The organism is Nocardia sp. NPDC059228, from assembly GCF_042754245.1.
In the GTDB taxonomy this organism is placed as follows: domain Bacteria; phylum Actinomycetota; class Actinomycetes; order Mycobacteriales; family Mycobacteriaceae; genus Nocardia.
In genome coordinates, this window is record NZ_JBHZAL010000023.1 from 104,015 (window position 1) to 126,500 (window position 22,486).

The window sequence follows — 22,486 nt, forward strand, 5'->3', positions numbered from 1 at the left end:
GACGGCAACTTCGGTAGCCAAACCTTCATCAGGTTGGTCGCCCCGGCCGGTCCCTCATCCCGGCCGGAGCACAACCAAATCCCCCGGAGGACATGCCTCGTGCAGCCGTGTGACGACATCGCCGCAGCCTGGCTCTCCAGTACCGAATTCGCCGGCGATGCCGCGGCGGTCGGACTGCTCAGCCGGGCCATCAGCCCGCACGATTACGACATCCGGCGCGACTCCCTACCCGTGTCCGCCGCCGCCGATCCGGCCACCGCGGGCGCGATTCTGGAACTGTTGCAGCGCGGCCAGGTGCCGACCCTGGCGGCGATCCACACCCTCATCGTGCAGAACGACATGCGGGCCGAGGCCGAGCGCATCGAGCGGCTGGGCCGGCGAGCACAGCGCAGCATCGACGATTTCGGACGGGTGCTGGCGAAACTCACCGACAACTACTGGATCGCGCACGGCACCGGCCCGACCCGGCGCGACATTCTGCTCTCCGAACCGGCGATCGCCCTGATCCGCGAGCGGGTGGGCGATATCCCGCCGACCGCCATCAAGCATCTGTGGCTGATCGAGCGCGCCCAGCGCGCAGGCTGGATCGCCTACAACGCCGCGCCCCGATCCCTGTGTGCCGGAAGGCGCTTCCATGCCGCCCGGTACGGTAACCGGGTGTCGCTGCGACCGGTGAACACCATCGGCACGCTGGTCGCGGCGTATCTGCGGGACCAGGTGGCCGAGCAGGGCCGCCCGCCGCGCTGGTCGGTACTGGCCTACGAATTGCGCGACGATCGGGGGCGGCGCGTGTTCAACGACACAGCCGACGCCCGGGCCCAGCAGCAGTGGCTCGTGACCGCCGAATGGATGGCGCTCGACGACGGCAATCCGGTCGCCGGCCCGCGCGGATTGCGCGCGCTGGCCAAAAAGGTCAAGGATCGTCGCAGCTAGGGCTGTTAACGGCAGGTATCCGAAGCCTCATTTTTGTAACAGCGCCTTAACGTGAGGATTCGGTAACTTCCACGCAACGCGATCACCGCGTGGAAGGAGTTACCGCATGACACCTCATCTCGACCCGGCGGCGACGGCCTGGCTGCTGGCCGCCACGGCGCTGGTGCTGCTGATGACGCCCGGACTGGCGATCTTCTACGGCGGCATGGTGCGGTCCAGCGGTGTGCTCAACATGCTGATGATGAGCTTCATCTCGATTCCGCTGGTCGCGGTGGCGTGGCTGCTGTTCGGGTACAGCCTGGCCTTCGGGGATGACGCGGGCGGCGGGATCATCGGCGATCTCGGGCATTTCGGGCTGGCCGGAATCGACCCGAACACGCTGCACGTGGTGGACAACAAGAGCGGGGCGGCGGTGCCGGAGCTGTTGTTCGTCACCTTCCAGCTGACCTTCGCGATCCTGACCGTGGCGCTGATCAGCGGCGCGATCGCCGATCGCGCCAAGTTCTCGGCGTGGATGATCTTCGTGCCGGCCTGGGCGCTGATCGTGTACGCGCCGATCGCGCACTGGGTGTGGACGCCGGACGGCTGGCTGGCCAAGCTGGGCGCGCTGGATTACGCGGGCGGTCTGGTGGTCGAGATCGCCTCGGGCGCTTCGGCGCTGGCCATGGCGCTGGTGCTGGGACCGCGGGTGGGCTTCAAGACCGACGCCATGCGGCCGCACAATCTGCCATTCGTCCTGCTGGGCGCGGGCCTGCTGTGGTTCGGCTGGTTCGGCTTCAATGCGGGTTCGGCCCTGGCGGCCAATGGCATTGCCGCCGCGGTGTTCCTGAACACGCTGGTGGCGGGCTGTCTGGGCATGCTGGGCTGGCTGGTGGTCGAGGCGCGGCGCGACGGCAAGCCGACCACTTTCGGCGCGGCCTCGGGCGCGGTGGCCGGTCTGGTCGCGATCACGCCGTCCTGCGGCGAGGTGAGCACCATCGGCGCGGTGATCGTGGGTCTGGTTGCGGGCGTGGTGTGTTCGTTCGCGGTGAGCTGGAAGTTCAAGGGCAACTACGACGATTCGCTGGACGTGGTGGGCGTGCACTTCGTGGGCGGCATCGTGGGCACGCTGCTCATCGGCTTCCTGGCCTCGGCGGTCATGACCGGTGGGCCGAAGGGCCTGTTCTACGGCGGCGGACTGGGTCAGCTGGGTAAGCAGACCGTGGGCGTGCTGACGGTGGCGGCCTTCGCCTTCGGGGTGACCTTCCTGCTGGGGAAGGTGCTGGACAAGCTGATCGGCTTCCGGATCACCAAGGAGGACGAGATCGGCGGCATCGACTTCGCGCTGCACGCGGAGACCGCCTACGCCGAGGGCGTGCACGGGCACGCGCCGAGCCGGATCACCAAGCCGCACGGGCACTGAGCTGTGCGATAGTTCGAGCCCCGCTGCGTCGCGCAGCGGGGCTCGAGTGCTTTGCGGTCCGGTTCAGTTCACCTTGCTCGCGGGAACGCTGAAGGTATTGCACTGGAGGGTGCGGTCCTTGTCGTACCCGATCTCGAACCAGCCGCCCATGTTCTGGGCGGTGCCGTGGTCGCGCATGTCGCCGGGTCCGTCGCCGCGGTGATAGGCGTCATTGCGGGCCACGCCGATTTGCGCGCTGGTCAGCGAGCCGCCATTGTTGGAGGACGACAGGTACATGCCGTCGAAGCACTGGGCCTGCAATTCGGTGCGGCGGGACAGTTCCAGGCCGGTGTCGCTGCGGGAACCGGCGTCGCGGCGCTGCTGGTGCACCTTGCCGAGAATGCCGGCCTGAGCCTGGACGTGATGGCCGTATTCATGGGCGAAGACGGACAGGTAGACGACCCAGTTGTTGCCGAAGAGATCGGTTTGCAGCTGGCTGATCGGCATGTAGATGGTCATGTCCGCCGAGCAGTAGAAGGCCGCGAAATTGGTGCTGTTCCCGGTGCACAGGGTGGTGATTCCGGTGGTGTCGGCGGACACGTTCAGCTTGGGCGCCTCGAACGGCAGATTGATCTTGTCGAACAACGGTTTCCACGTGGAGTGCAGGCAGTCCGCCGCGGTTTCGAAGAACTTGCGCGCCACCGCGACCTGGGTGCCCCACGGCGTGTACGCGCACTTGGCCGGCAGCAGCGTGTAGTCGGCGTTGGTGAGCAGCGGGTTGTCGGCCGTGGCCGCGACGCCGTGGTTCTCTCCGGAATCCCCCGAGTAGCTGGTCTTGACAGTGGAGCCGGCATTGATGGAATTCAGGCCGGTGCTGATGGCGGTGCGCAGCAGCACGCCGGTCACCAGCAGGACCAGGGTCACCACCAGCACACCGATCCGGCCGCGGCGCGGCGGCGCGGGCCGGGTCATCGGGATCGCGCCGGTCGGCGGGGCGGCGGTGGGCGGCGGCATGGGCGCGCGGTAGGCGGGCCGGGCCGGGTAGCCCGGCGGCTGGCCGTAAACGGGCGGCTGGCCGTAGCCGGGCGGCGGAAAGCCTTGGTGCGGTGGATATCCCGGCCGGGACGCACCTGCAGCGGGCGGGGGCGGATATCCCGGGCGCGGGGATGGATACCCGGGCGGCGGCGGAGTGGGCCGGCCCGGCGGCGGCGAATATCCCGGCGGCCGTTGGTATCCGGGCGGCTGCTGCGACCCGCCCGGCGGCGGGGTTCCGCGCGGTGGCACGGGACGCCGGCCCGGGGGTGTCGGTCCGTGTTCGGACGGTGGGCGAGTCATCTCCCCCGCACCCCCTCGTTCCTCAGAGATAACCTGCCGGCTCCATAGACCTGCGACTTGCCGCTGAGGAAGGATAGCAAGCTGGCTAGAGTAGCCAGTCATGCAGATTTTTCGGGGGGCCGCCCTGGTCGCGCTGCTGCTCGCGGTGGCGGGTGTGGCGGCGCCGGCCGCGGTGGCGCAGCCGGCCGGTGTGGATATCACCGCCGAGGTGAATCTGGGCGACGACGGTCTGCTGCGGGTCACCGAAACCGTGAAAGTGCCCGAGGGCGGCGAGTTTCGGCAGGTGCTGCCGCTGCGGGTGCAGGTGGGCGCGGGCGTGCAGCGCAATTTCCAGGTGACCGACGTGTCCGCCGACGGGGACGGCGAAGCCAAGGTCGCCGATGACCGGTTCACCATCGAGGCCCGGCCGGGTTCGGCCACCTTCAAGTACACGGTGCACAACACCGTCAGTGACGCTTCGGGCGCGCAGGTGTTCCAGTGGACCGGGGTGCTGAATACCGATGTGGCGTCGATCAATGCGACGGTGTCGAGCCCGAGCTTCCGCATGGGCATCACCAAGTGCACGGTGGGCCCGCCCGGAAATCCCCAGGACTGCGCGGATATTCGTGTGGAGCCGGACGGCTTCGCGCATCTGGAGAAGACGGACCTGCACAAGGGCGACATCCTGGATGTGACCTTGCAGCTGCCGCCGAGCACGGTCAAGGCGAATGCCGATGTGCGCGACGACAATGCGCCCGGCGCCTTCTCGCCGACCGGTCCGGTGTTCGCCGCGTTCGGCGTGCTGCTGGCGGCGCTGGCGGCGGCGGCCGGGTATGTGGTGTGGTCGCGCCGGTCGGCGCCGGCGGGCACCGAGGTGCTCGATCCGCTGGTGCGCGCGGGTGACCACGTTCAGTTCACCTCACCCGACGGGATACTGCCGAGCACGGCCGGGCTGCTGCTCGACGGCCACGCCGATGTGCCCGACATGGCGTCGACCGTGGTGGATCTGGCGGTGCGCAACTATCTGTGGGTGAGCGCTGCCGGCGATTCGGATTGGCGCTTCTCCCGGGTGAATCCGCCCGACGGGCAGCTGACCGCCTACGAGCGCGCGGTGTACGCGGCGCTGATTCCGGAGGGCGTCGAGTCGGTGCTGCTGTCCGAGCGCAAGGGCCGGGTGGATGCGAGCGCGGTGCGGGCGGCGCTGATCGGGGATGCCGTGGCAGCCGGGGTCTTCATCGACCGGACCCGCCGGGGTTTCGAGTTCTGGCTCGGGGTCGGGCTGATCCTGCTCGGGGTCATCGCGACCGTGGCGCTGGCCTTGGGCCCGCAGCGGCACGCGCTGGTCGGGGCGGCCATCGCGCTCGGCGGGGTGGCGGCGCTGCTGCTGCCGCGCTATCTGCCCGCCCGCACAGCGCTGGGCCGGGAGCTGACCGGTCGGGTCCAGGCCATGCAGCGCGGGCTGGACGCTATTGCGCCGCAGCGCATCCCGGCCGCCGATCAGGAGCTGGTGTTCTCCCGGGCGCTGCCGTTCCTGGTGGCCGCGCGCCGCGGGGACCAGTGGGTGCGCACTTTCCGCGACTTGGATCCGACCGCGGACGGGAGCCCGGGCCTGTACTGGTTCGGCGGCTTCGAGGGCGATCGCGCGCTGCAGCGTTTCGGCGCGCATTTCCCGTATTTCATCACGGCCGTCGAAGGGTTGTTCCGGACCGCCGACCAGCGCTGACCCGCATAGCGGCCTAGCCGCCGGCGTGCACCGCCAGCGCACGCCGGGCGTAGGCGCGCACATCGGCATCGCTGTCCGCGCGGGCGGATTCGAGGGCGGCCCGGGCAGCGGCGGATTCCGGCCAGGTGCTGAGGGTCAGCACCGCGGCCTTGCGGATGTCGGGATGGATATCGGCGAGGGCCCGGCTCAGTGGTTCGACCGCTCGATCCGGTCCGGCCGCGGCCAGGCCGCGCGCCGCCCCCTCCCGGATCTGCCATGCCGAATCACCCAGTGCGGCGGTCAGTGTCGCGGCGTCGGAGTCGGCGCCCAGTCGCGACAGCGCGGTGAACGCGGCCGCGCGGACCAGTGGGTCGCGGTCCGTGGTGAGGGCGCGGACGGTGTCGGCGCCGCCGAGTCCGATGGTGGCCAGACCGCGCGCGGCGGCGATCCTGACCTCGCGATTGTCGTCATGCGCGGCGGCGGTCAGGGCGGTCCAGTCGTCGAGGGAGACCAGGGCGTGCACGGCCTGGATGCGGACGCGGTGGTCGGTGTCGACGGCGGCCTTGGCGAAGAGCTCCGCCGAGCCGGACCGCAGGGCGCGCAGCAGATCCACCACCGCGGCGCGCACGATCGGGTCGGGGGAATCAGCGTGTCGCGCGAGACCGGTTGCGGCGGGCAGGATTTCGGCGAGTTCGCGCAGGCCGGAGACCGCGGCCGAGCGCACTTCCGCGTCCTCGTCCGCGAGCGCCGCGATCAGTTGTTCGGCGAAGCCGTCCGGCGTGTGCTCGGTCAGGACCGCCAGGGCGGTGGCGCGGACCCGGGGATCCGCATCGGAGAGGAACGGCTGCAACTCCGGGACAGCGGGTGCGTCCAGGCTCAGCAGTAGCGCGATCCGGGGTGCCACAATGTCTTTCGTCACGACGCCCGCGGCCGGTGCGTGGGAGCGCACCTGCGCACCGAGGTTGGGCGGGGTGCCGATGAGCGCGGGCTGGTCCACCGGGACGATGGTGTCGTCGGTGCCGGGCAGATCGTCCAGCCCGGGCACCGGAACGAAATACGGTGCGACCGGTCGCTTCAGGAATTCCATCCGGCCGTCGGCGGTCTTGCGCAGGTTGAGGTGGTACCGCCATTCGACGTCGTCACGTTCCGGGAGGTCGGCGCGCTCGTGGTAGAGGCCCCAGCGGGATTCGGTGCGGGTGAGCGAGGAGCGGGCGGCCATGTCGGCGCAGTCGCGAATGAAGGTGACCTCGGCGCAGCGCATGAGTTCGTGCGGGGTGCGCGCGCCCATGGCGGTGAGGTCGTCCAGCATGCGATCGAAGGTCTCGATGGCGAGGGAGAGCTTGGTGGCCGTCTTGGGCGGGGCCACATAGTCGTTCACGAACCGCCGCAGCTTGTATTCGACCTGCTGCTGCGGCGGCCCGTCGGGATTGCGCAGCGGGCGGTAGACGAGTTCGTGGGCGGCGGCGAGCTGGTCGGCGGGCAGCTCGCCGGGAGCGGTGACCTCGCTCAGGGTGGATGCGGCGTGTGCGCCGGCCAGGTCGCCGTAGACGAACGCGCCGATCATGTAGTTGTGCGGCACGCAGGCCAGGTCACCGGCGGCGTAGAGGCCGGGCACGGTGGTGCGGGCGTGTTCGTCGACCCAGACGCCGGAGGCGGAATGCCCGCTGCACAAACCGATTTCGGAGATGTGCATCTCGATGTCGTGGGTGCGGTAGTCGTGGCCGCGATTGGCGTGGAAGGTGCCGCGGGTGGGGCGTTCGGTGGTGTGCAGAATGCCCTCGAGGGCATCGAGGGTCTCCTCGGGCAGGTGTGAGACCTTGAGATAGATGGGGCCGCGGGCGGATTCGATCTCCCGCTTCACCTCGGACATCATCTGGCCGGACCAGTAGTCGGAGTCCACGAAACGCTCGCCGAGTGCGTTCACCTGGTACCCGCCGAACGGATTGGCCACATACGCGCAGGCCGGACCGTTGTAATCCTTGATGAGCGGATTGATCTGGAAGCACTCGATGCCCGAGAGCTCCGCGCCCGCGTGGTAGGCCATGGCGTAGCCGTCACCGGCATTGGTGGGGTTCTCGTAGGTGCCGTAGAGGTACCCGGAGGCGGGCAGCCCGAGGCGACCGCACGGCCCGGTGGCCAGAATGACGGCCTTCGCGCCGACCGCGACGAATTCACCGGTGCGCGTGTTCAATGCGGCCGCGCCGACGGCACGCCCGTTCTCGGTGAGCACCCGCACGGGCATCAGCCGGTTCTCGATTCTGATGCGCTCGCGCATCTTCCGCTGCCGCAGCACGCGGTACAGCGCCTTCTTCACGTCCTTGCCCTCCGGCATGGGCAGCACGTACGACCCGGACCGGTGTACCCGGCGCACGGCGTATTCGCCGTAGGCGTCCTTCTCGAACTTCACGCCGTAGCGCTCCAGCCGCTGCACCATGGCGAAGCCGCGGGTGGCGGTCTGATAGATGGTGCGCTGGTTGACGATGCCGTCATTGGCGCGGGTGATCTCGGCGACGTAGTCCTCGGGTTCGGCCTTGCCGGGAATGACGGCGTTGTTGACGCCGTCCATGCCCATGGCCAGCGCGCCGGAGTGGCGGACGTGCGCCTTCTCCAGCAGCAGTACGTTCGCGCCCGCTTCGGCGGCGGTGAGCGCGGCCATGGTGCCGGCGGTGCCGCCGCCGATCACCAGCACGTCGCAGTCGAGGCGGATGGTTTCGGCGAGATCGGGGATGTCCATTACTTGGTTGCCTCCGTGAGGTCGCCCGAATGATCCAGGGCGGCGATGATGTCGGTGCGTAGCGCGCTGCGGTCGACCCCGGTTTCGCGCGGGCGGGGGACCTCCAGCAGCGCGCGCAGGGGTTCGCCGGCGCGGCCGAGCACCGCGACGCGGTCGCCGAGCAGCAGCGCCTCGTCCACGTCGTGGGTGACGAAGACGAGGGTGGCGGGATGCTCGCGCCAGGTGTCGATCAGCAGGCGCTGCATGGTGTTCCGGGTCTGGGCGTCCAACGCTCCGAAGGGCTCGTCCATCATGACCGCGCGGGGCGCGCCCGCCAGTCCGCGGGCCAGCTGTACGCGCTGGCGCATGCCGCCGGACAGCGATTTGGGCAGGAAGTCGGCGAAGCCGGTGAGCCCGATCTCGGCGATCCAGCGGTCGGCCAGCGCGCGTCGTCCGGCCCGGGGTTCGCCCCGGAGTTTCAGGGCCAGTTCGATATTGGCGCGCACGGACTTCCAGGGCAGCAGGGCATTGTCCTGGAAGACGACGGCGCGGTCGCGATCGGTGCCGGTCACCTCGAGCCCGTCGGCCAGCACCCGGCCGGTGTCCGGCCGCAACAGGCCCGCCAGGGCGCGCAGCACCGTGGACTTACCGCAGCCGGAGGGTCCGGTGAGGATCAGGATCTCGCCCGGTCGCACCGTCAGCGACAGGTCGGTGATCACCGGCGCGCCCGTGTACGAGAGCCCGACCCGGTCCAGGGTCAGATCGATTCCGGCGGTGCTCATTTCACGGACTCCTCGCCTCGGGGCAGCCAGTGGGTGACGCGCCGCCCGAGCAGTTCCACGGCGGCGGAGGTGGTGTAGCCGAGCACCCCGATGGTGATGATGCCGACGAAGACGCCCGGGTAGTCGACGATGGTGTACGCCTGCCAGGTGCGGTAGCCGACACCCAGCCGGCCCGAGATCATCTCGGCCGAGACCACGCAGATCCAGGCCACGCCGATGCCGGTCGACAGTCCACCGAAGACGCCGGGCAGGCTGCCCGGCAGCACGACTCGCCACAGCACGTCCCAGCGCGTCCCGCCCTGTGTCCGCACCGATTCCTCCCAGATGACCGGCAGCGCGCGCACCGCGTGCCGGGTGGCGACCATCACGGGGAAGTACGCGGCCAGGAAGGTGATGAACACGATTCCCGTCTCGTCGTCGGGGAACAGCAGAATGGCGACCGGCACGATGGCGATGGCCGGAATCGGCCGGGCCAGCTCGGTGAGCGGCCCCAGCGTGTCGGCGATCCACCGCGAACGCCCCAGCGCCACACCGGATGCCACCCCGGCCACGGCCGCCAGCCCGAATCCGGTGAGGATCCGGACGAGCGACTGCCCGAGATCGAGATAGTAGGTGTCGGTCCCCAGCTGATGGTGAAATGCCCGCACGATCTGCGTCACGGTCGGCAGGGTGTCGAACCGTACCCAGAGCCGAAGGTGGGAGGCCGTCAGGAACTGCCAGACACCCACCGCGACCAGCACAGACAGTGCGCGCACCAGGCGCGACCGCCATACCGTCCGGCCGGCCCCGGAGCCGGCCGCGCCCACCGCCCGTGCGGGTGCGGCGGCGGACGACGCCGGACGGGCCGCTACCGCCGTGGTCGCGATCATCGTCCAACTCCGTTGCGCCACCGCATGCTTCGGCCGGATTCGGCCGTTCGCCGCCGACCCGGGATCACGGCGTTCCGCGGCCGGGCGCTCACGGCCGGACCTCGCTGATCGCCTGGTCGTAGGAGACCGTCGCACCCGACGGGTGCCGGCCCAGGTAGCGCTGCACGGCCGACGCGGTCGTGAAGGGCAGGTAGGTGTCGCCGTCGCGGACCCACAGCGCCTTGTCGGCGAACCAGCGGGTGCCGAGTTCGGCATCCGGCACGTAGGCGGCGCGGACCGTCTTCCCCTGTGCCCGCGCCTGTTTGATCGCGCGGAGCAGGCTGGTGGGGTCGGCGGCGGGCTGGGTGACGTCCTGGCCGGTGAGCCAGATCTCGCCGGCCAGCGCCGGATTGTCGGCAGCCCGGTTGGCCACCGGATCGGTGCCGGCCACGGGCGCGGGGTTGGTGGTGCGGGCCAGCTCCGCGTCGTAGTTCAGGCCCCGTTCCGCGAACGCCTGCTTCAGCGCGGCCGGGTCGACGAACCTGTCGATGTCGAGGTCGGCGAAGTCGCCGATCGACTTCAGGTACGGCACATCACCTTTGAACGCGGCGATGAGCGAGGGCTTCAGCGTGGTGTCGAAGGAGGTTCCGCCCGGCCCGTTGTACAGGTACACGACCTCCGGGGACAGCCCGGCGTTGTCGGCGACCACCTGCGCCGCTTCCAGGGGGTGCTGGTGGATGAAATCGGTGGCGTCCAGCTGGGCTTGCAGGAAGGCATCGAGCACCTCGGGATGCTGCGCGGCGTAGTCGCGGCGGGCGACCACGCCGTGGAAGGTCGGGACGTTCAGTTCCGCGCCGTCGTAGAGCAGCCTGGCCTTGTTCTGGAAGACCAGCAGCCCGGGCCAGGCCACGAACTGCGACAGCGCCGCCACCTGCCCGGATTCCAGTGCGGAGGAACCGATCTGGGGTTGCTGATTGAGCACCTCGACTCCGGACTTCGGGTCGATGCCCGCGCGGGTCAGCGCCTGCACCAGGGTGCCGTGCCCGGCGGAGCCCACGCTGGCCGAGATCTTCTGACCGGCCAGGTCGTTCAGGGATTGCGCCTTGGAGTCGGGCGCGACCACCACCATGTTGAGCGCGCCCTTGGGGTTGTAGCCGGTGATCGAGACCAGCTCGGTCTTCGACCGCTCGCTCGCCTGGGTACGGGAGCCATTGATGAGCAGCGGATAGTCGCCCATCGAGCCGATGTCGATCTTCTCGGCCACCATCTGCGCGGTGATGGGCGCGCCGGTGTCGTAGTCCTGCCATTCCACCGCGTACTTCTTGCCGCCCCCGGCACTCAGGGCGTTCAGGCGCTGTTCCAGAAAGCCCTTGGCCTTCAACAGGGTTCCGGCGGTGACGGTATTGATGGTCTTGGACTGATAGCCGATGACGACCTTGACGGTGTCACCGTCGCCGGTGCTCTCGAGCGAGCAACCGGACGCGGTCAGGGCGAGGGCGGCGGCCAGAGCGGCCAGAGCGGGGCGGTACTTCATGGGTTTTCCTCAACGCAGCAGGTAGGGCATGTTGACGGTGACGGCGCCGGTGGGACAGCGGGCTGCGCAGGGGCCGCAGTACCAGCACTCGTCGACGTGCATGTATGCCTTGCCGTTGTCCGGGTTGATCGCCAGCGAGTCCAGCGGGCAGATCTCCACGCACAGCGTGCAGCCCTGGATGCACAGCGATTCGTCGATGGTCACGGGCACGTCGGCCCGGTGCTCGACCACAGCCATCTAGATCAACCTCCAGTCGGTGCCCGCTTCGGCACCCGGTGAGCGCTCCGGTGGCCGGATCAGGCTGCCGCGCATGGTGATCCGGTCTCCGCGCATGCGGATGTATTCCAGGTCGACCGGGCGGCCGTCCTCGAGTTTGGTGAGCCGCTCGAGCAGCAGCAGCGCGCCGCCCTCCGGCATCTGCAGGGTCATGGCCGAGTGGGCGTCGGCGGTGATGGCCTCGAGCGCGAGATCGGCGGATCCGAGTGGGCCGCCGCTGATCTGCTCGATGAGGGCGAAGACGTCATTGCTCTCGAGGTCGCGGGTGACGACCTCGTCGCCGATGTCGGGGGCCAGATAGGTGAGGTCCAGGCTCAGCGGCAGGTCGCCGAGGTACCGCAGACGCTCGATGTACACAGCCTGTTCGCCGGGTTCGAGCCGCAGCTTGCGGGCGACCGCGGGCGGCGGCGGCAGCCGCCGGGCCGCACGCACCTCATTGCGGACCTCGCCGTGTCCGCGCAGGGTCTCCTTCAGACCGAGCAGGGCGTCGAGTCCGTGGTCGTATTTGCGCTGGGCCACATGGGTGCCGATCTTCGGGGCACGTTCGATCAGGCCCTCGTCCTTGAGCAGCGCGAGGGCGTCGCGAACCGTGTTCCGCGACACCGCGAATTCGCCGGCCAGCTCGTGTTCCGGGGACAGCGCCCCCTCGAACGCGCCCGCGTGAATCTGCTGACGCAGCACATCCGCCACCTGACGGGCACGATCGGCCCGGCGCAGGGGTGCGCGCAGCGGTACCGGTTCCGGCGACACCTCGACTCCTCTCAACGCCTTTGACCTGTGGTTTCAGAACTGTAGAGGCGCTGCGGGAGGGCATCGGGGCACTCACCCGAGGGCCGCGCGGGGGGTGCGTTTCTACGCCGCCCGGCCGTGCGCGCGGCCTGCCGAAATGCCGGTGATTCGAGCTATTGCGCCACCGCGACCGCGGGTGGAGGACTTGGAATCACGCTGAGCGGAATGCGTGCACCGGACCCGGGTCCGGAGTGGGGTCGGGGCAGGCCCGCTTTCTCGAGATGCGGGACGGCGACGTGGCGTGCACCACATTTTCCGGCGGCTCGGCACGACCGCGTCGGTGGCGTGAAATATCAACCGGTACAAAAGATTCGGCCGTACGGCAGGTTGTTCGGAGGGTTTGCAGCCGAGGCGGGCCGACAGGCCCGGGGCTGCCGGGACGGACGCGCGCGCCTTCCGTTCGTCGTGATCGGAATGATACTTTGATCCTATGTCTGCCAGTCGCCCTCTCTCCGCGCCGCGGGTCACCTACGTGACCATCGCGCTGGGCGTTCGGCTGCCGCGGCAACGGGAACTGTGTTGTCCCTGCCGTCGCGCAGCCGAGTTCTGACCCGGATCGTTCAAGCATCACCGCCCATCCGGATCCGGGTTCCTCGCTGCACCGCTGATTCCTCCATGTAGGCATTCGTCCCCCTGTCGGCAGGCGGGACCGCAGCAAGGATTGCGAAAAGTGTCCAGCCCCACGCTCGAACGTCCCCATACCGCCGTCTCCACCGCGACCGCACGGCTGGCTCCGGCCCGCCCGGCGGTGCCGCCGGAGCTGCGCATCACCGACAATCCGGCGGCCGCCGTGCTGCGCGCCGCCACCCGCGGACCCATCTTCCGCGATATCGCCGCACAGGCCACGGGTCTGAGCATCGCCACCGTGAATCGCCAAGTGTCCGCTCTGCTTTCGGCCGGACTGCTGCGCGAGCGCGCCGATCTGACCGCGTCCGGCGCGGTGGGCCGCCCGCGGGTGCCGTTCGAGGTCGACACCGACACCTACGTGACGCTGGGTGTGCACATCGGCTTCACCGTCACCCGCATCGTGGCCGCGGACCTGTCCGGTCGCATTCTGGGCGGACTCGAAATCGCCACGCCCCAAACGGGTCAGGACGCGGCGCTGACCATAGTGGCCCGCAGCGCCAAGGCGTTCCTGGACCGGCTGCCGCGGCGGCGGCCGCTGTGGACCGGCGTGGCGCTGGCCGGGCGGGTGGATCCCGCCGCGGGCGTGGTGGACCATCCCCGCCTGGGCTGGCAGGCCGCGCCGGTGGCGGCGGTCTTCAGCAGCGTGCTGGATCTGCCGGTCTCGGTGTCTGCGCACGTCGAGGCGATGGCGGCGGCGGAGCTGCTGCTCACCCCGCGCGAGCCGGGCGAGGAGTCGCGACCGGGCAGCAGCCTGTTCGTCTACGCCCGCGAAACGGCCGGTGTGGCAGTGACATTGCACGATCGGGTGCACACGCCCGCCAACGGCCCCGGCTCGATCGCTCACCTGCCGACCGGCGCGGAGGTGGATTGCACCTGCGGCCGGCGCGGCTGCCTGGAGGCGGCCATCGGTGAGCGCGCCCTGCTGGAGCGCGCGGTGCGCAAGGGCGTGCTGCCCAAGCCGGAGGCCCCGCGCCGCCCGGCGATCACCGATCTGTACCGGGCCGCGGACTCGGGGAACGCCGCCGCCCGTGACCTGCTCGTCGAGCGGGCCGAGATCCTGGGCCGCACCGCGGCTCTGGTGCGCGACATGTTCAATCCGGACCGGGTGGTGCTGGGCGGTCAGGCGTTCACCGGCTGGCGGCCCGGCATGGAGCGGGTCGCCAAGGCCTTCGCGGATTCGACCACCCTGCCCGCGGCGGATCTGCGGATCAGCCGATTCGGCGGCCGGGTGCAGGAATTCGCGGCGGCGGTGACGTCGGTGAGCGTGTTCTACGCCGATCCGCTGTCGGCCATGCGCCGGGCCACCCGGGCCCGCTAGCCCGATACGACGAAATCCCCGCCGGTGCGTCCGGCGGGGATTTCCTTGTGGCCGAAGGGGGTCGGGCCGGACGGTCCACGGCCCGGCCCGGCCCCCGGTCCCGCAAGCACGCGAGGCCCTTGCGCGCACTGCGGGTTTCCCCGCCGCCCGCCCCGGAGTCCCCTTCCGGGCGGGCGGCGGTGGTCTCAGGCGGCCCGCACCTGCGGGGACAGTCCCCACTCGCGAGCCAGCAGGCGATGGGAGTCCACCCGGCTTTCATGGTCGAAAGTCACGCTGGTGACCAGGATTTCGTCCGCCCCCGTGAGCCGTTGCAGGGCGCGCAGGCGTTCGGCGACGGTGGCCGGGGAGCCGACGAACTGGGTGGTGACCCGGTCGTCGACCAGACGGCGCTGCTGGTCGGACAGCGGCGGCGCGGTGTCGGGATCGAGGTATTCCGCCGCGCCCGCACCGCTGCGAATGCTGTAGACCCAGTGGCCATAGGTGGCGGCCAGGTGCTGGGCGGTGGCGTCGTCCGCGGCGACCACCACATCGGCGGAGACCACCAGGTACGGGCGCGGGAAGCGGGCGGACGGGCGGAAGGCCGCGCGGTAGGCCTCGACGGTCTCCACGACGGTGCCCGGCGAGACGTGATAGTTCGCCGCGAACGGCAGCCCCAATCGCCCTGCCAGCTGGGCGCTTTCACCACCGCTGCTGCCGAAGAGCCAGGGCTGCACATCGGCTCCCTCGCCGGGCACGGCGTGCAGCTCGACGCCGTCGGGCGTGACATAGGTGCCGTCGAGCAGCGCGAGAATCTCGGCGATCTGCTCGGTGTAGGGCAGCGGTTGCGCGCCCGGCAGGTGCAGCGCGCCCAAACCCGCTCGCACCCTGGAGAAGTCGAGCAGCTGGCCGGGGAAGAACGGGGGCGGGATGACCACGCCGTCGCGGACCTCGGTGGGGCGATCCGGTGCGGGGACCGGCGGCACACCCGCCGACCGCACCTGGTCCGCACGGTGACCGGAGCGCCCCAGCCCCAGATCCAGGCGGCCCGGGTAGAGGGCGTCGATGGTGCCGAACGCCTCCACCACCGAGATCGAGGTGTGGTGCCCGAGCTGCACGGCCGCCGACCCGACACGAATGGATTCGGTTGCGGCGGCGATCAATCCGATCAGCGTGGTCGGCGCGGCGCCGGCCACCTTCACGAAGTGATGCTCGGCGACCCAGAACCGGTGGTAGCCCAGGCGTTCGGCCTGCTGGGCCAGGTCGATACTGTTGCGCACCGCCTGCTGCGGCGTGGAGCCCGCGCTGATCGGGGCCAGGTCCAGGACGGATAGCGGAATGGTCATGCGGTGTGCTCCTTCCGCGGATCCTGTTCGCCCGCTTCGACGGCCAGCGGGAGCCGGTTCTCGGCCGGGGCGACCGGGCAGGTGGCGTAGTCGGTGAACGCGCAGGGCAGATTGACCGCCCGATTGAAGTCGAGGACCACGGTGCCGTCGGCGGCGGGCCGGGACAGATCCAGCCGCCGCACGCCGCCGTAGGTGGTGACGCCGCTGGTTGCGTCGGTGAAGAGCACGTGCAGGCCGCGCGTCTGGTTGCCGAAAACGACGAGTTGCCGCTGCTCGCCGCCCAGTTCGACGGTCACGGTGCCGGTGGCGGTGTGGTGGTGTTCGAGGCCCTCGACCACCGCACCGGTGGTGACCACCCGGGCCACCTCGAAGGGTTCGAACCGGCCGGTCACGACCCAGGCCGGATCCGGCCGGTAGACCGGGATCTCGGTGAAGGCCGCCAGGGCCGGCGACGCCGGATCGTGGACACGCAGCGCGAACTGCCCGGTCCGGCGGATCACCTCGATGACACGGTCACCGGTGCGGACCTCGAGCCCCGGGGCGCCCTCGCCCGGGGTGAGCACCGCCGAACCGGCGAGTGCCGCGCCGTTCAGCAGCAGCTGCCCGGCCTCCTCGGATTCCACTGTCACATGGACGTTCTCGCCGTCGGCGCGCCAGCGGCCGGGCAGGCCGTCGACGGTCTCGTCGTGCTCCCCGAGCCAGTGCAGGCCGGTCAGGCTGAGCCAGCCCAGCGGTTGACGGGCCCAGGCGGCTCGTTCGGCGCGGAACGCGGCCCACTGCTGGTCGAATTCGGTGGCGGTGGCGGTCATGAGGCGCGGACTCCTTCGGTGCCGTGGTGAGGGTGGCGCAGACCCAGGTGGTCACGCAGGGTCGCGCCGGTGTACTCGGTGCGGAAGCTGCCCAGGGACTGCAGTTCCGGGACGACCTTCTCGACGAACTCGTCGAGACCGGTCGGTGTGAGATGCGGGACCAGCACGAAACCGTCGGCGGCATCGGACTGGACGTAGTGGTCGATCTCGGCGGCCACCTGCCGGGGCGTGCCCACGAACTGCTGGCGGGCGGTGGTCGCGATGATGAGCTCGCGAATGGAAAGCTGCTCGGCCTCGGCCCTGGCCCGCCACGCCGCGGCGATGGCGCGCGGATCGCGAGCGTGCCGGACCCTGCCCCGGGTGATGTTCACATCCTCGGCCGGATCGATGTCCGGCAGCGGGCCGTCCGGGTCGTAGGCGGAAAGGTCACGGCCCCAGACCTGTTCGAGGAAGGCGATGGCGGTCTGCGGCGTCACCTGCTGCCGGCGGATGTGGCCGGCGCGTTCGGCCGCGTCGGCCGCGGTGTCACCGAGCACGAACCCGGCCGCGGGCAGGATCTTCAGATCGTCGCGACCGCGGCCGTACTTGGCGAGCCGGTCCTTCACATCCCGGTAGAACCGCTGCCCGTCCTCGAGCTCGCCGTGCGCACTGAAGATGACATCGGCCTTGGCGGCGGCGAATTCGCGGCCCTCGTCGGAGTCGCCGGCCTGGATCTGCACCGGATGGCCCTGCGGACTGCGCGGCAGCACGAACCGGCCGTCGATCTCGAACTGATCGCTGCTGAAGTGCACCTCGGGCACCGGCCGGCCGAAAAACCCGCGCTCCCGGTCGATCACGAGGGCATCGGCGGGCCAGCTGTCCCACAGCGCGCGGGTGGCGTCGACCACCTCGTGCGCGCGGGTGTAGCGCTTGGCGTGCTCCAGATAGCCGCCGCGCCGGAAGTTCTCACCGGTGAAGGCATCCGAGGAGGTCACGGCGTTCCAGGCGGCGCGGCCGCCGGACAGGTGGTCCAGCGTCCCGAATTGCTTCGCCAGCTCGAAGGGTTCGTTGTACGTGGTGTTGATGGTTCCGGCCAGGCCGAGCCGGTCGGTGACCGCGGCCAGCGCATTGAGCACCGTGAGGGTGTCGGGGCGGCCCACCACGTCCAGGTCGTGGATGCGGTCGCGGTGTTCGCGCAGGCGCAGGCCCTCGGCCAGGAAGAAGAAGTCGAACAGCCCGCGCTCGGCGGTGCGCGCCAGGTGCACGAAGGAGTCGAAGTCGATCTGGCTGCCCGAGTCCGGGTCGGTCCAGACGGTGTGATGGTTGACGCCCGGGAAGTGGGCCGCCAGGTGAATCTGCTTGCGTATCCGCTGATCCGGCATGATGGCTCCTCAGGCGTGGGCGGTGACGTGCGCGCCACCGGCGTAGCGGCCGGCCGGACGCGGCAGGCCCAGACGCTCGCGCAGGGACGGGGTGAGAGCGGGCAGGTGCGGCAGGGCGGCGGCCAGCGCCAGCGGGCGCAGCACCACACCGTCTGCCGCGCAGTCGCTTTCGACGCGGCGCAGCAGGTCGCGGAGTTCGGCGGCGGTGCCGATGTGGAATACCGTCGCCGGGGCCGGGGTGGCGATCCAGTCCTCGAGCTGGGCGACGTCGGCGGCGGCCGCGTCCACGGTGTCCGCCAGCTGGACGTCGATATCGAGCAACACCCGGACCCGGTTGGGATCGCGCCCGGCGGCGGCGACCGCGGAGCGCAGTTCGGCGCGGGTGGCGGCGGCGGTCGCGAGATCCGGTGCGGCAATGCGGATCAGGTCGGCGCGGTGCACGGCCACCCGGGTGCTGTGCGGATCGGCCGCGCGCACCGCCACCGGCGGCTGCCCCTGCGGCGGACGCGGGGTGATCGACGGACCCTTCACCGAGAAGTGCTCACCGGCGAAGTCGATGTAGTGCAGTTTGTCGCGGTCGATGAAGCGGCCGGTGGACGTATCGCGGATCTCGGCGTCGTCCTCCCAGCTGTCCCACAGCCGCGACACCACCTCGACGGCCTCGTCCGCCTCCCGCCAGCGGGAGCGGTCGTCCTGCTCCGGTTTGCGGCCGAACACGGCCGCCTCCCCCGCCGAGACCGTGACCTCCCAGCCCGCCCGGCCCTTCGTGGCGAAGTCCAGGCTGGCAATGGCCTTGGAGAGGTGGAAGGGCTCGGTGTGGGTGACCGACGCCTGCGGGATCAGGCCGATGCGCCGGGTCTGCGCGGCGGCGCGCGCGGCCACCGCCACGGCGTCCAGGCGGCCGATCGCCCCCGCCGGTTGCAGGGTGAATCCGTCGGGCAGGAATGCGAGATCGAGGCCCGCGTCCTCGGCGGCCCGCAGCACGCCCACCCAGTAGCGGGCATCGAAGAGGTCCTCGGCGCGGGAGTCGGCGCGCCGCCAGGAGGCCGGGTGCACGCCGGTGCCGGACAGTTCCAGGCCCAGCAGCAGCGGAGGGAGATGCGGCATCAAGCTGTCCTTTCGAGCGGAAGGGGGACCTCGGGCGGGGTCGCCCGGGGGACGGCCGCGAGCAGCTCGCGGGTGTAGTCGTGCTGCGGATTGCCGAAGAGCTCGGCCGTGGTGGCGGTTTCGACCACACACCCCTGGCGCATGACGGCTACGCGGTCGGCCAGGCGGCGGACCACGGCCAGGTCATGGGAGATGAACAGGTAGGCCAGGTCCAGGTCGGTCTGCAGTCGTTCGAGCAGATCCAGGATCTGGGCCTGCACCGAGACGTCCAGGGCCGACACCGGTTCGTCGAGGACGAGCAGGTCCGGGCGCAGGGCCAGGGCGCGGGCGATGGCGACGCGCTGCCGCTGGCCGCCGGAGAGTTCGGCGGGGCGGCGATCCAGGTAGGCGCCCGGCAGCGCGACCTGGTCCAGGAGTTCGGCGGCCGTCGCACGACGGGACCGGCGATCGCCGATTCCGTACGCCTGCAAGGGTTCCGACACGATCGTGCCGATACTCAGCTTGGGGTTCAGCGACACGTACGGGTTCTGATAGACGACCTGGATGCGGCGGCGGAGCGCACGCAGCCCGGCCCCTGTCAGCGCGGTGATGTCCTGCCCGTCGAAGGTCACGGTGCCCGCGTCCGGTGCGGCCAGCCGGGCGATGATGCGGGCGGTGGTGGACTTGCCCGAACCGGATTCGCCGACCACGGCCAGGGTTTCGCCGCGATTGATCTCCAAGGAGACGTCGTCGACCGCGGTGACTGTGAAATCTCTGGTGACACGGAAGGATTTGCGCAGCCCGGTTGCCGACACCAGCGGTGTCGCGGGCTCGCGGACGGGTCGCGGATGCCGATCCCGGTCAAGGGTGGGGGCGGCGGCGATCAACCGCTTCGTGTACTCGTGCTGTGGATTGCCGAGTACCGCTGCCGCCGTGCCCGTTTCGACGATCAGTCCGTTCTGCATGACCGCGATGCGGTCCGCGCGTTCGGCGGCCACCGCCAGGTCGTGGGTGATGAGCAGGACCGCCGTACCGGATTCCGCGGTGCGCTGCGCGAGGTGGTCGAGAATGCGGCGCTGCACGGTGACGTCGAGAGCGCTGGTCGGCTCGTCGGCGATCACCAGTTCGGGGCCACAGGCCAGGGCGATGCCGATCAGCACGCGCTGGCGCTGGCCACCGGACACGTCCTGGGGATATTGTCCGGCCCGCACCTCCGGCCGATCCAGCCCGGCCTGCTCCAGAATCCGCACCGCCTCGAGCCGGGCGGTGCGGCGATCCGCCCGGCCGTGAATGCGCAGCACCTCCCCGACCTGATCACCGATGCGCAACACCGGATTCAGCGAGGTACCCGGGTCCTGCGGGATCAGGCCGATGCGCGCACCCCGGATCCGTTGCAGCGCCCGCTGCGAGGCGTGCTCGAGGCGCTCCCCGGCGAAGCCGATCGCACCCGCCGTGATCCGGCCGCCGTTCAGCAGCCCGATCACCGCGTGCGCGAGAGTCGACTTGCCCGAACCGGATTCGCCCACCAGCGCGACCGTCTCACCGCGCCGCACCTCCAGCGAGACACCGCGCACGGCAGCCGTCGTCCCGGTACTGCCCCGGTATTCGACCTGCAGCCCCTCGATGCTCAACAGCAGATCGGTCATCGGACACCGTCCTTCTGCAGTGCCCGGGCAATCCGCTGGGTGGACAGCACCAGCACGACGATCACCAGCCCGGGCATGGTCGTCAGCCACCACGCGGTGGCCAGGAACCCGCGGCCGTCGGACACCAGCGACCCCCACTCCGGCGTCGGCGGCACCGCGCCATAGCCGAGGAAGCTCAGCGAGGCCACGAACAGCACCGCGACCCCGAAGTCCACCGCCGCCAGCGCCGCCACCGGACCGTAGGCATTGCGCAGCACATGACGGAACAGCACGGTGTGCCAGCGCACCCCGGAGGCGAAGGCCGCCTCCACATACGGGGCCCGCCGCACCCGCAGCACCTCGCCCCGCATCACCCGCGCGAACCGGGCGATGAGCGAAACACCCACGGCGATGGCCACATTGCGGGTGCCCAGCCCCAGCACGGTGATCATGGCGAGCGCGACCAGCAGATCCGGTATGGACAGCAACACATCGACCACCCGCATGATCGCCGTGTCCACCGCGCCGCCCGCCGTGCCCGCCACCAATCCCAGTAGCGAGCCCGCGATCAGCCCGAGCAGCACCGCGAACACGGTCGCGCTCACCGAGAGACCGGTTCCGTGCACCACGCGGGCGTACAGGTCCCGGCCGAGATTGTCGGTCCCGAACCAGTGCCCCGCGCTGGGCCCGCGCAGCTTCTGCGCCGGCACGCCGCGCAGGGGATCGCTCCCGGCGAAAACCGCCGGGGCGACCGCCCATGCCAGCACCAGGAGCACCACGGCACTCGCCGCCAACAGTCCGAGATTTCCGCGTACCCACGCCACCGCGCGCCGCATCGGGACGATCGGCAGCGAGGGCGTATCCGACAGCGCCACAGCGTCAGACATGATCGGGCCACCTACCCTCGTACGACCGTCGACTCGGCGCGGGTGCCGGCCACGACACCAGAACCTCACGCATCGGACGCCTCCTCTGCGCCGACCCAGTAGGCGATGCCGGGATCGAGAAGCGGGTGGGCCAGGGTGATGACTCGCAGCCGGGAGCGTGGGCCGGAGGGGACGCGCAGGTGGTCGCGCAGGTTCCGGATCAGGTGAGCGGGCAGAAGGTCAGACATGGGCGCGCTCCTTGCGGGTATCCCGGTGCGCCACACGGGGATCCAAGAGTGGATAGGCGAGATCGATGAGGAGGTTGACCGAGACGAAGACCAGCGCGGCGAACACGACGATGCCCTGCACCACCGGAATGTCCTGGTTCAGCACCGATTCCTGGGTGAGGCGGCCCAGTCCCGGCCGGGAGAACACGGTCTCGGTGACGACCGAGCCCGCCAGCACCTGGCCGACCCACAGGCCCGCCACCGTGAACGCGGGGGTCGCGGCGGGCCGCAGCACATGACGCAGCTGCACCCACCAGCGCGACGCGCCCTTGGCGAAGGCGACCGCCACGAACGGCTGCCGCCAGGTGGCGACCAGGCTGCTGTAGAGCACCTGGGCGATCACCGCGCCGACCGGAATGGCGATGGTGACCGCGGGCAGGATGGTGCCGCTGAACCCGGTCCCGCCGAGCGCGGGCACCAGCCGCAACCGGAACGAGAACAGCTGCAGCAAAAGCAATCCCACCCAGAAGCCGGGCATGGAAGCCCCGATCGGCGGTAGCGCGGTGAGCAAGCCGCGCAGCCAGGGCCGCTCGGTGTAGGCGGCGGCCAGGGCGAGCCCGGTGCCGCCGAGCACCGCCAGCAGCAGGCCGAGCCCGGCCAGCGCGAGGGTCGAGGGCAGCGCCTCGGCCACGGCGCGGGCGACGGTCTGGCCGCTGAAGATGGAATGGCCCAGGTCACCGCGCACCGCGTGGGTGAGCGCCGTCCAGTATTGCGTCCAGAGCGGTTGGTCCAGGCCGTATCTGGCCCGCATCTCCGCGATGGCCGCCGCGTCCACGGGGGTGCCGGTGGCGGTATTGGCGGCTATCTCCACCGGATCGCCCGGCAGCAGGTACAGCACCACGAACGACAGCGTGAACGCCGCCCACAGCACGCCTACCGCCTGAAGTACCCGTCCGATCACGTAGCGGCCCAT

The 22,486-nt window shown here is 70.5% G+C and carries 19 protein-coding genes; 4 read left to right on the forward strand and 15 right to left on the reverse strand.

Features of this window, described 5'->3' with window-relative positions; all coding sequences use genetic code 11:
- Nucleotides 1–99 precede the first annotated feature (99 nt).
- Both ACFXKA_RS29340 and ACFXKA_RS29345 read left to right on the forward strand, forming a co-directional pair.
- Nucleotides 100–933: a hypothetical protein gene (locus ACFXKA_RS29340; RefSeq protein WP_354838822.1), complete on the forward strand. Its 834-nt coding sequence runs from the start codon at nt 100–102 to the stop codon at nt 931–933.
- A 106-nt stretch (nt 934–1,039) separates the two neighbouring features.
- A complete protein-coding gene (locus tag ACFXKA_RS29345; RefSeq protein ID WP_354838819.1) occupies nt 1,040–2,335 on the forward strand; it encodes an ammonium transporter in 1,296 nt (431 codons plus the stop codon).
- Between the two features lie 63 nt (nt 2,336–2,398).
- Here the strand turns inward: ACFXKA_RS29345 and ACFXKA_RS29350 are convergent, their stop codons facing one another.
- On the reverse strand, nt 2,399–3,328 hold the full coding sequence (locus ACFXKA_RS29350) for a neutral zinc metallopeptidase (protein ID WP_379429751.1): 930 nt from the start codon (nt 3,326–3,328) through the stop codon (nt 2,399–2,401).
- 421 nt (nt 3,329–3,749) lie between these two features.
- On the opposite strand from ACFXKA_RS29350, the gene ACFXKA_RS29355 reads away from it, so the two are divergent.
- Entirely contained in the window at nt 3,750–5,351 is a 1,602-nt protein-coding gene (locus ACFXKA_RS29355; protein WP_379429752.1) for a DUF2207 family protein, read from the forward strand.
- A gap of 13 nt (nt 5,352–5,364) precedes the next feature.
- On the opposite strand, the gene ACFXKA_RS29360 is transcribed toward ACFXKA_RS29355, so the two are convergent.
- From ACFXKA_RS29360 to ACFXKA_RS29385, 6 genes are all read right to left on the reverse strand, one after another.
- Entirely contained in the window at nt 5,365–8,064 is a 2,700-nt protein-coding gene (locus ACFXKA_RS29360) for a fumarate reductase/succinate dehydrogenase flavoprotein subunit (protein ID WP_379429753.1), read from the reverse strand.
- Nucleotides 8,064–8,825 (reverse strand): ABC transporter ATP-binding protein, encoded by a 762-nt coding sequence (locus tag ACFXKA_RS29365; protein WP_379429754.1) that lies wholly within the window; start codon nt 8,823–8,825, stop codon nt 8,064–8,066. Before ACFXKA_RS29365 ends, ACFXKA_RS29360 begins: the two co-directional genes overlap by 1 nt.
- Nucleotides 8,822–9,694, reverse strand: coding sequence for an ABC transporter permease (locus ACFXKA_RS29370; protein ID WP_379429755.1), 873 nt, complete (start codon nt 9,692–9,694; stop codon nt 8,822–8,824). The genes ACFXKA_RS29365 and ACFXKA_RS29370 overlap by 4 nt, the downstream gene beginning before the upstream one ends.
- Before the next feature lie 88 nt (nt 9,695–9,782).
- Complete coding sequence (locus tag ACFXKA_RS29375; protein ID WP_379429756.1) at nt 9,783–11,207, reverse strand: ABC transporter substrate-binding protein; 1,425 nt, start codon at nt 11,205–11,207, stop codon at nt 9,783–9,785.
- Between the two features lie 9 nt (nt 11,208–11,216).
- Nucleotides 11,217–11,444, reverse strand: a complete 228-nt coding sequence (locus ACFXKA_RS29380) for a ferredoxin family protein (RefSeq protein WP_040853885.1) — start codon at nt 11,442–11,444, stop codon at nt 11,217–11,219.
- Nucleotides 11,445–12,233 (reverse strand): GntR family transcriptional regulator, encoded by a 789-nt coding sequence (locus ACFXKA_RS29385; RefSeq protein WP_379429757.1) that lies wholly within the window; start codon nt 12,231–12,233, stop codon nt 11,445–11,447.
- Between the two features lie 709 nt (nt 12,234–12,942).
- On the opposite strand from ACFXKA_RS29385, the gene ACFXKA_RS29390 reads away from it, so the two are divergent.
- Nucleotides 12,943–14,217 (forward strand): ROK family protein, encoded by a 1,275-nt coding sequence (locus tag ACFXKA_RS29390; protein WP_379429758.1) that lies wholly within the window; start codon nt 12,943–12,945, stop codon nt 14,215–14,217.
- 185 nt (nt 14,218–14,402) lie between these two features.
- On the opposite strand, the gene ACFXKA_RS29395 is transcribed toward ACFXKA_RS29390, so the two are convergent.
- From ACFXKA_RS29395 to ACFXKA_RS29430, 8 genes are all read right to left on the reverse strand, one after another.
- Nucleotides 14,403–15,539: an LLM class flavin-dependent oxidoreductase gene (locus tag ACFXKA_RS29395; protein ID WP_379429759.1), complete on the reverse strand. Its 1,137-nt coding sequence runs from the start codon at nt 15,537–15,539 to the stop codon at nt 14,403–14,405.
- A complete protein-coding gene (locus ACFXKA_RS29400) occupies nt 15,536–16,348 on the reverse strand; it encodes a DUF1684 domain-containing protein (RefSeq protein WP_379429760.1) in 813 nt (270 codons plus the stop codon). The genes ACFXKA_RS29395 and ACFXKA_RS29400 overlap by 4 nt, the downstream gene beginning before the upstream one ends.
- Nucleotides 16,345–17,709 (reverse strand): NtaA/DmoA family FMN-dependent monooxygenase, encoded by a 1,365-nt coding sequence (locus ACFXKA_RS29405; RefSeq protein ID WP_379429761.1) that lies wholly within the window; start codon nt 17,707–17,709, stop codon nt 16,345–16,347. The genes ACFXKA_RS29400 and ACFXKA_RS29405 overlap by 4 nt, the downstream gene beginning before the upstream one ends.
- A gap of 9 nt (nt 17,710–17,718) precedes the next feature.
- A complete protein-coding gene (locus ACFXKA_RS29410; protein ID WP_379429762.1) occupies nt 17,719–18,816 on the reverse strand; it encodes an LLM class flavin-dependent oxidoreductase in 1,098 nt (365 codons plus the stop codon).
- Nucleotides 18,816–20,441, reverse strand: a complete 1,626-nt coding sequence (locus ACFXKA_RS29415; protein WP_379429763.1) for a dipeptide ABC transporter ATP-binding protein — start codon at nt 20,439–20,441, stop codon at nt 18,816–18,818. The genes ACFXKA_RS29410 and ACFXKA_RS29415 overlap by 1 nt, the downstream gene beginning before the upstream one ends.
- On the reverse strand, nt 20,438–21,307 hold the full coding sequence (locus tag ACFXKA_RS29420; protein WP_379429764.1) for an ABC transporter permease: 870 nt from the start codon (nt 21,305–21,307) through the stop codon (nt 20,438–20,440). The genes ACFXKA_RS29415 and ACFXKA_RS29420 overlap by 4 nt, the downstream gene beginning before the upstream one ends.
- A gap of 65 nt (nt 21,308–21,372) precedes the next feature.
- The gene (locus ACFXKA_RS29425; RefSeq protein ID WP_354838779.1) at nt 21,373–21,534 is read right to left on the reverse strand and encodes a hypothetical protein; all 162 of its coding nucleotides are present in this window, start codon (nt 21,532–21,534) and stop codon (nt 21,373–21,375) included.
- Entirely contained in the window at nt 21,527–22,486 is a 960-nt protein-coding gene (locus ACFXKA_RS29430; RefSeq protein WP_379429765.1) for an ABC transporter permease, read from the reverse strand. The genes ACFXKA_RS29425 and ACFXKA_RS29430 overlap by 8 nt, the downstream gene beginning before the upstream one ends.

What these genes read in the sequence shown, in the direction of transcription:
- ACFXKA_RS29345 (WP_354838819.1), top strand. Translation starts at nt 1,040, where the DNA reads ATGACACCTCATCTCGACCCGGCGGCGACGGCCTGGCTGCTGGCCGCC.
- ACFXKA_RS29350 (WP_379429751.1), bottom strand. Translation starts at nt 3,328, where the DNA reads ATGCCGCCGCCCACCGCCGCCCCGCCGACCGGCGCGATCCCGATGACC.
- ACFXKA_RS29355 (WP_379429752.1), top strand. Translation starts at nt 3,750, where the DNA reads ATGCAGATTTTTCGGGGGGCCGCCCTGGTCGCGCTGCTGCTCGCGGTG.
- ACFXKA_RS29360 (WP_379429753.1), bottom strand. Translation starts at nt 8,064, where the DNA reads ATGGACATCCCCGATCTCGCCGAAACCATCCGCCTCGACTGCGACGTG.
- ACFXKA_RS29365 (WP_379429754.1), bottom strand. Translation starts at nt 8,825, where the DNA reads ATGAGCACCGCCGGAATCGATCTGACCCTGGACCGGGTCGGGCTCTCG.
- ACFXKA_RS29370 (WP_379429755.1), bottom strand. Translation starts at nt 9,694, where the DNA reads ATGATCGCGACCACGGCGGTAGCGGCCCGTCCGGCGTCGTCCGCCGCC.
- ACFXKA_RS29375 (WP_379429756.1), bottom strand. Translation starts at nt 11,207, where the DNA reads ATGAAGTACCGCCCCGCTCTGGCCGCTCTGGCCGCCGCCCTCGCCCTG.
- ACFXKA_RS29380 (WP_040853885.1), bottom strand. Translation starts at nt 11,444, where the DNA reads ATGGCTGTGGTCGAGCACCGGGCCGACGTGCCCGTGACCATCGACGAA.
- ACFXKA_RS29395 (WP_379429759.1), bottom strand. Translation starts at nt 15,539, where the DNA reads ATGACCATTCCGCTATCCGTCCTGGACCTGGCCCCGATCAGCGCGGGC.
- ACFXKA_RS29400 (WP_379429760.1), bottom strand. Translation starts at nt 16,348, where the DNA reads ATGACCGCCACCGCCACCGAATTCGACCAGCAGTGGGCCGCGTTCCGC.
- ACFXKA_RS29405 (WP_379429761.1), bottom strand. Translation starts at nt 17,709, where the DNA reads ATGCCGGATCAGCGGATACGCAAGCAGATTCACCTGGCGGCCCACTTC.
- ACFXKA_RS29410 (WP_379429762.1), bottom strand. Translation starts at nt 18,816, where the DNA reads ATGCCGCATCTCCCTCCGCTGCTGCTGGGCCTGGAACTGTCCGGCACC.
- ACFXKA_RS29415 (WP_379429763.1), bottom strand. Translation starts at nt 20,441, where the DNA reads ATGACCGATCTGCTGTTGAGCATCGAGGGGCTGCAGGTCGAATACCGG.
- ACFXKA_RS29420 (WP_379429764.1), bottom strand. Translation starts at nt 21,307, where the DNA reads ATGTCTGACGCTGTGGCGCTGTCGGATACGCCCTCGCTGCCGATCGTC.
- ACFXKA_RS29425 (WP_354838779.1), bottom strand. Translation starts at nt 21,534, where the DNA reads ATGTCTGACCTTCTGCCCGCTCACCTGATCCGGAACCTGCGCGACCAC.
- ACFXKA_RS29430 (WP_379429765.1), bottom strand. Translation starts at nt 22,486, where the DNA reads ATGGGCCGCTACGTGATCGGACGGGTACTTCAGGCGGTAGGCGTGCTG.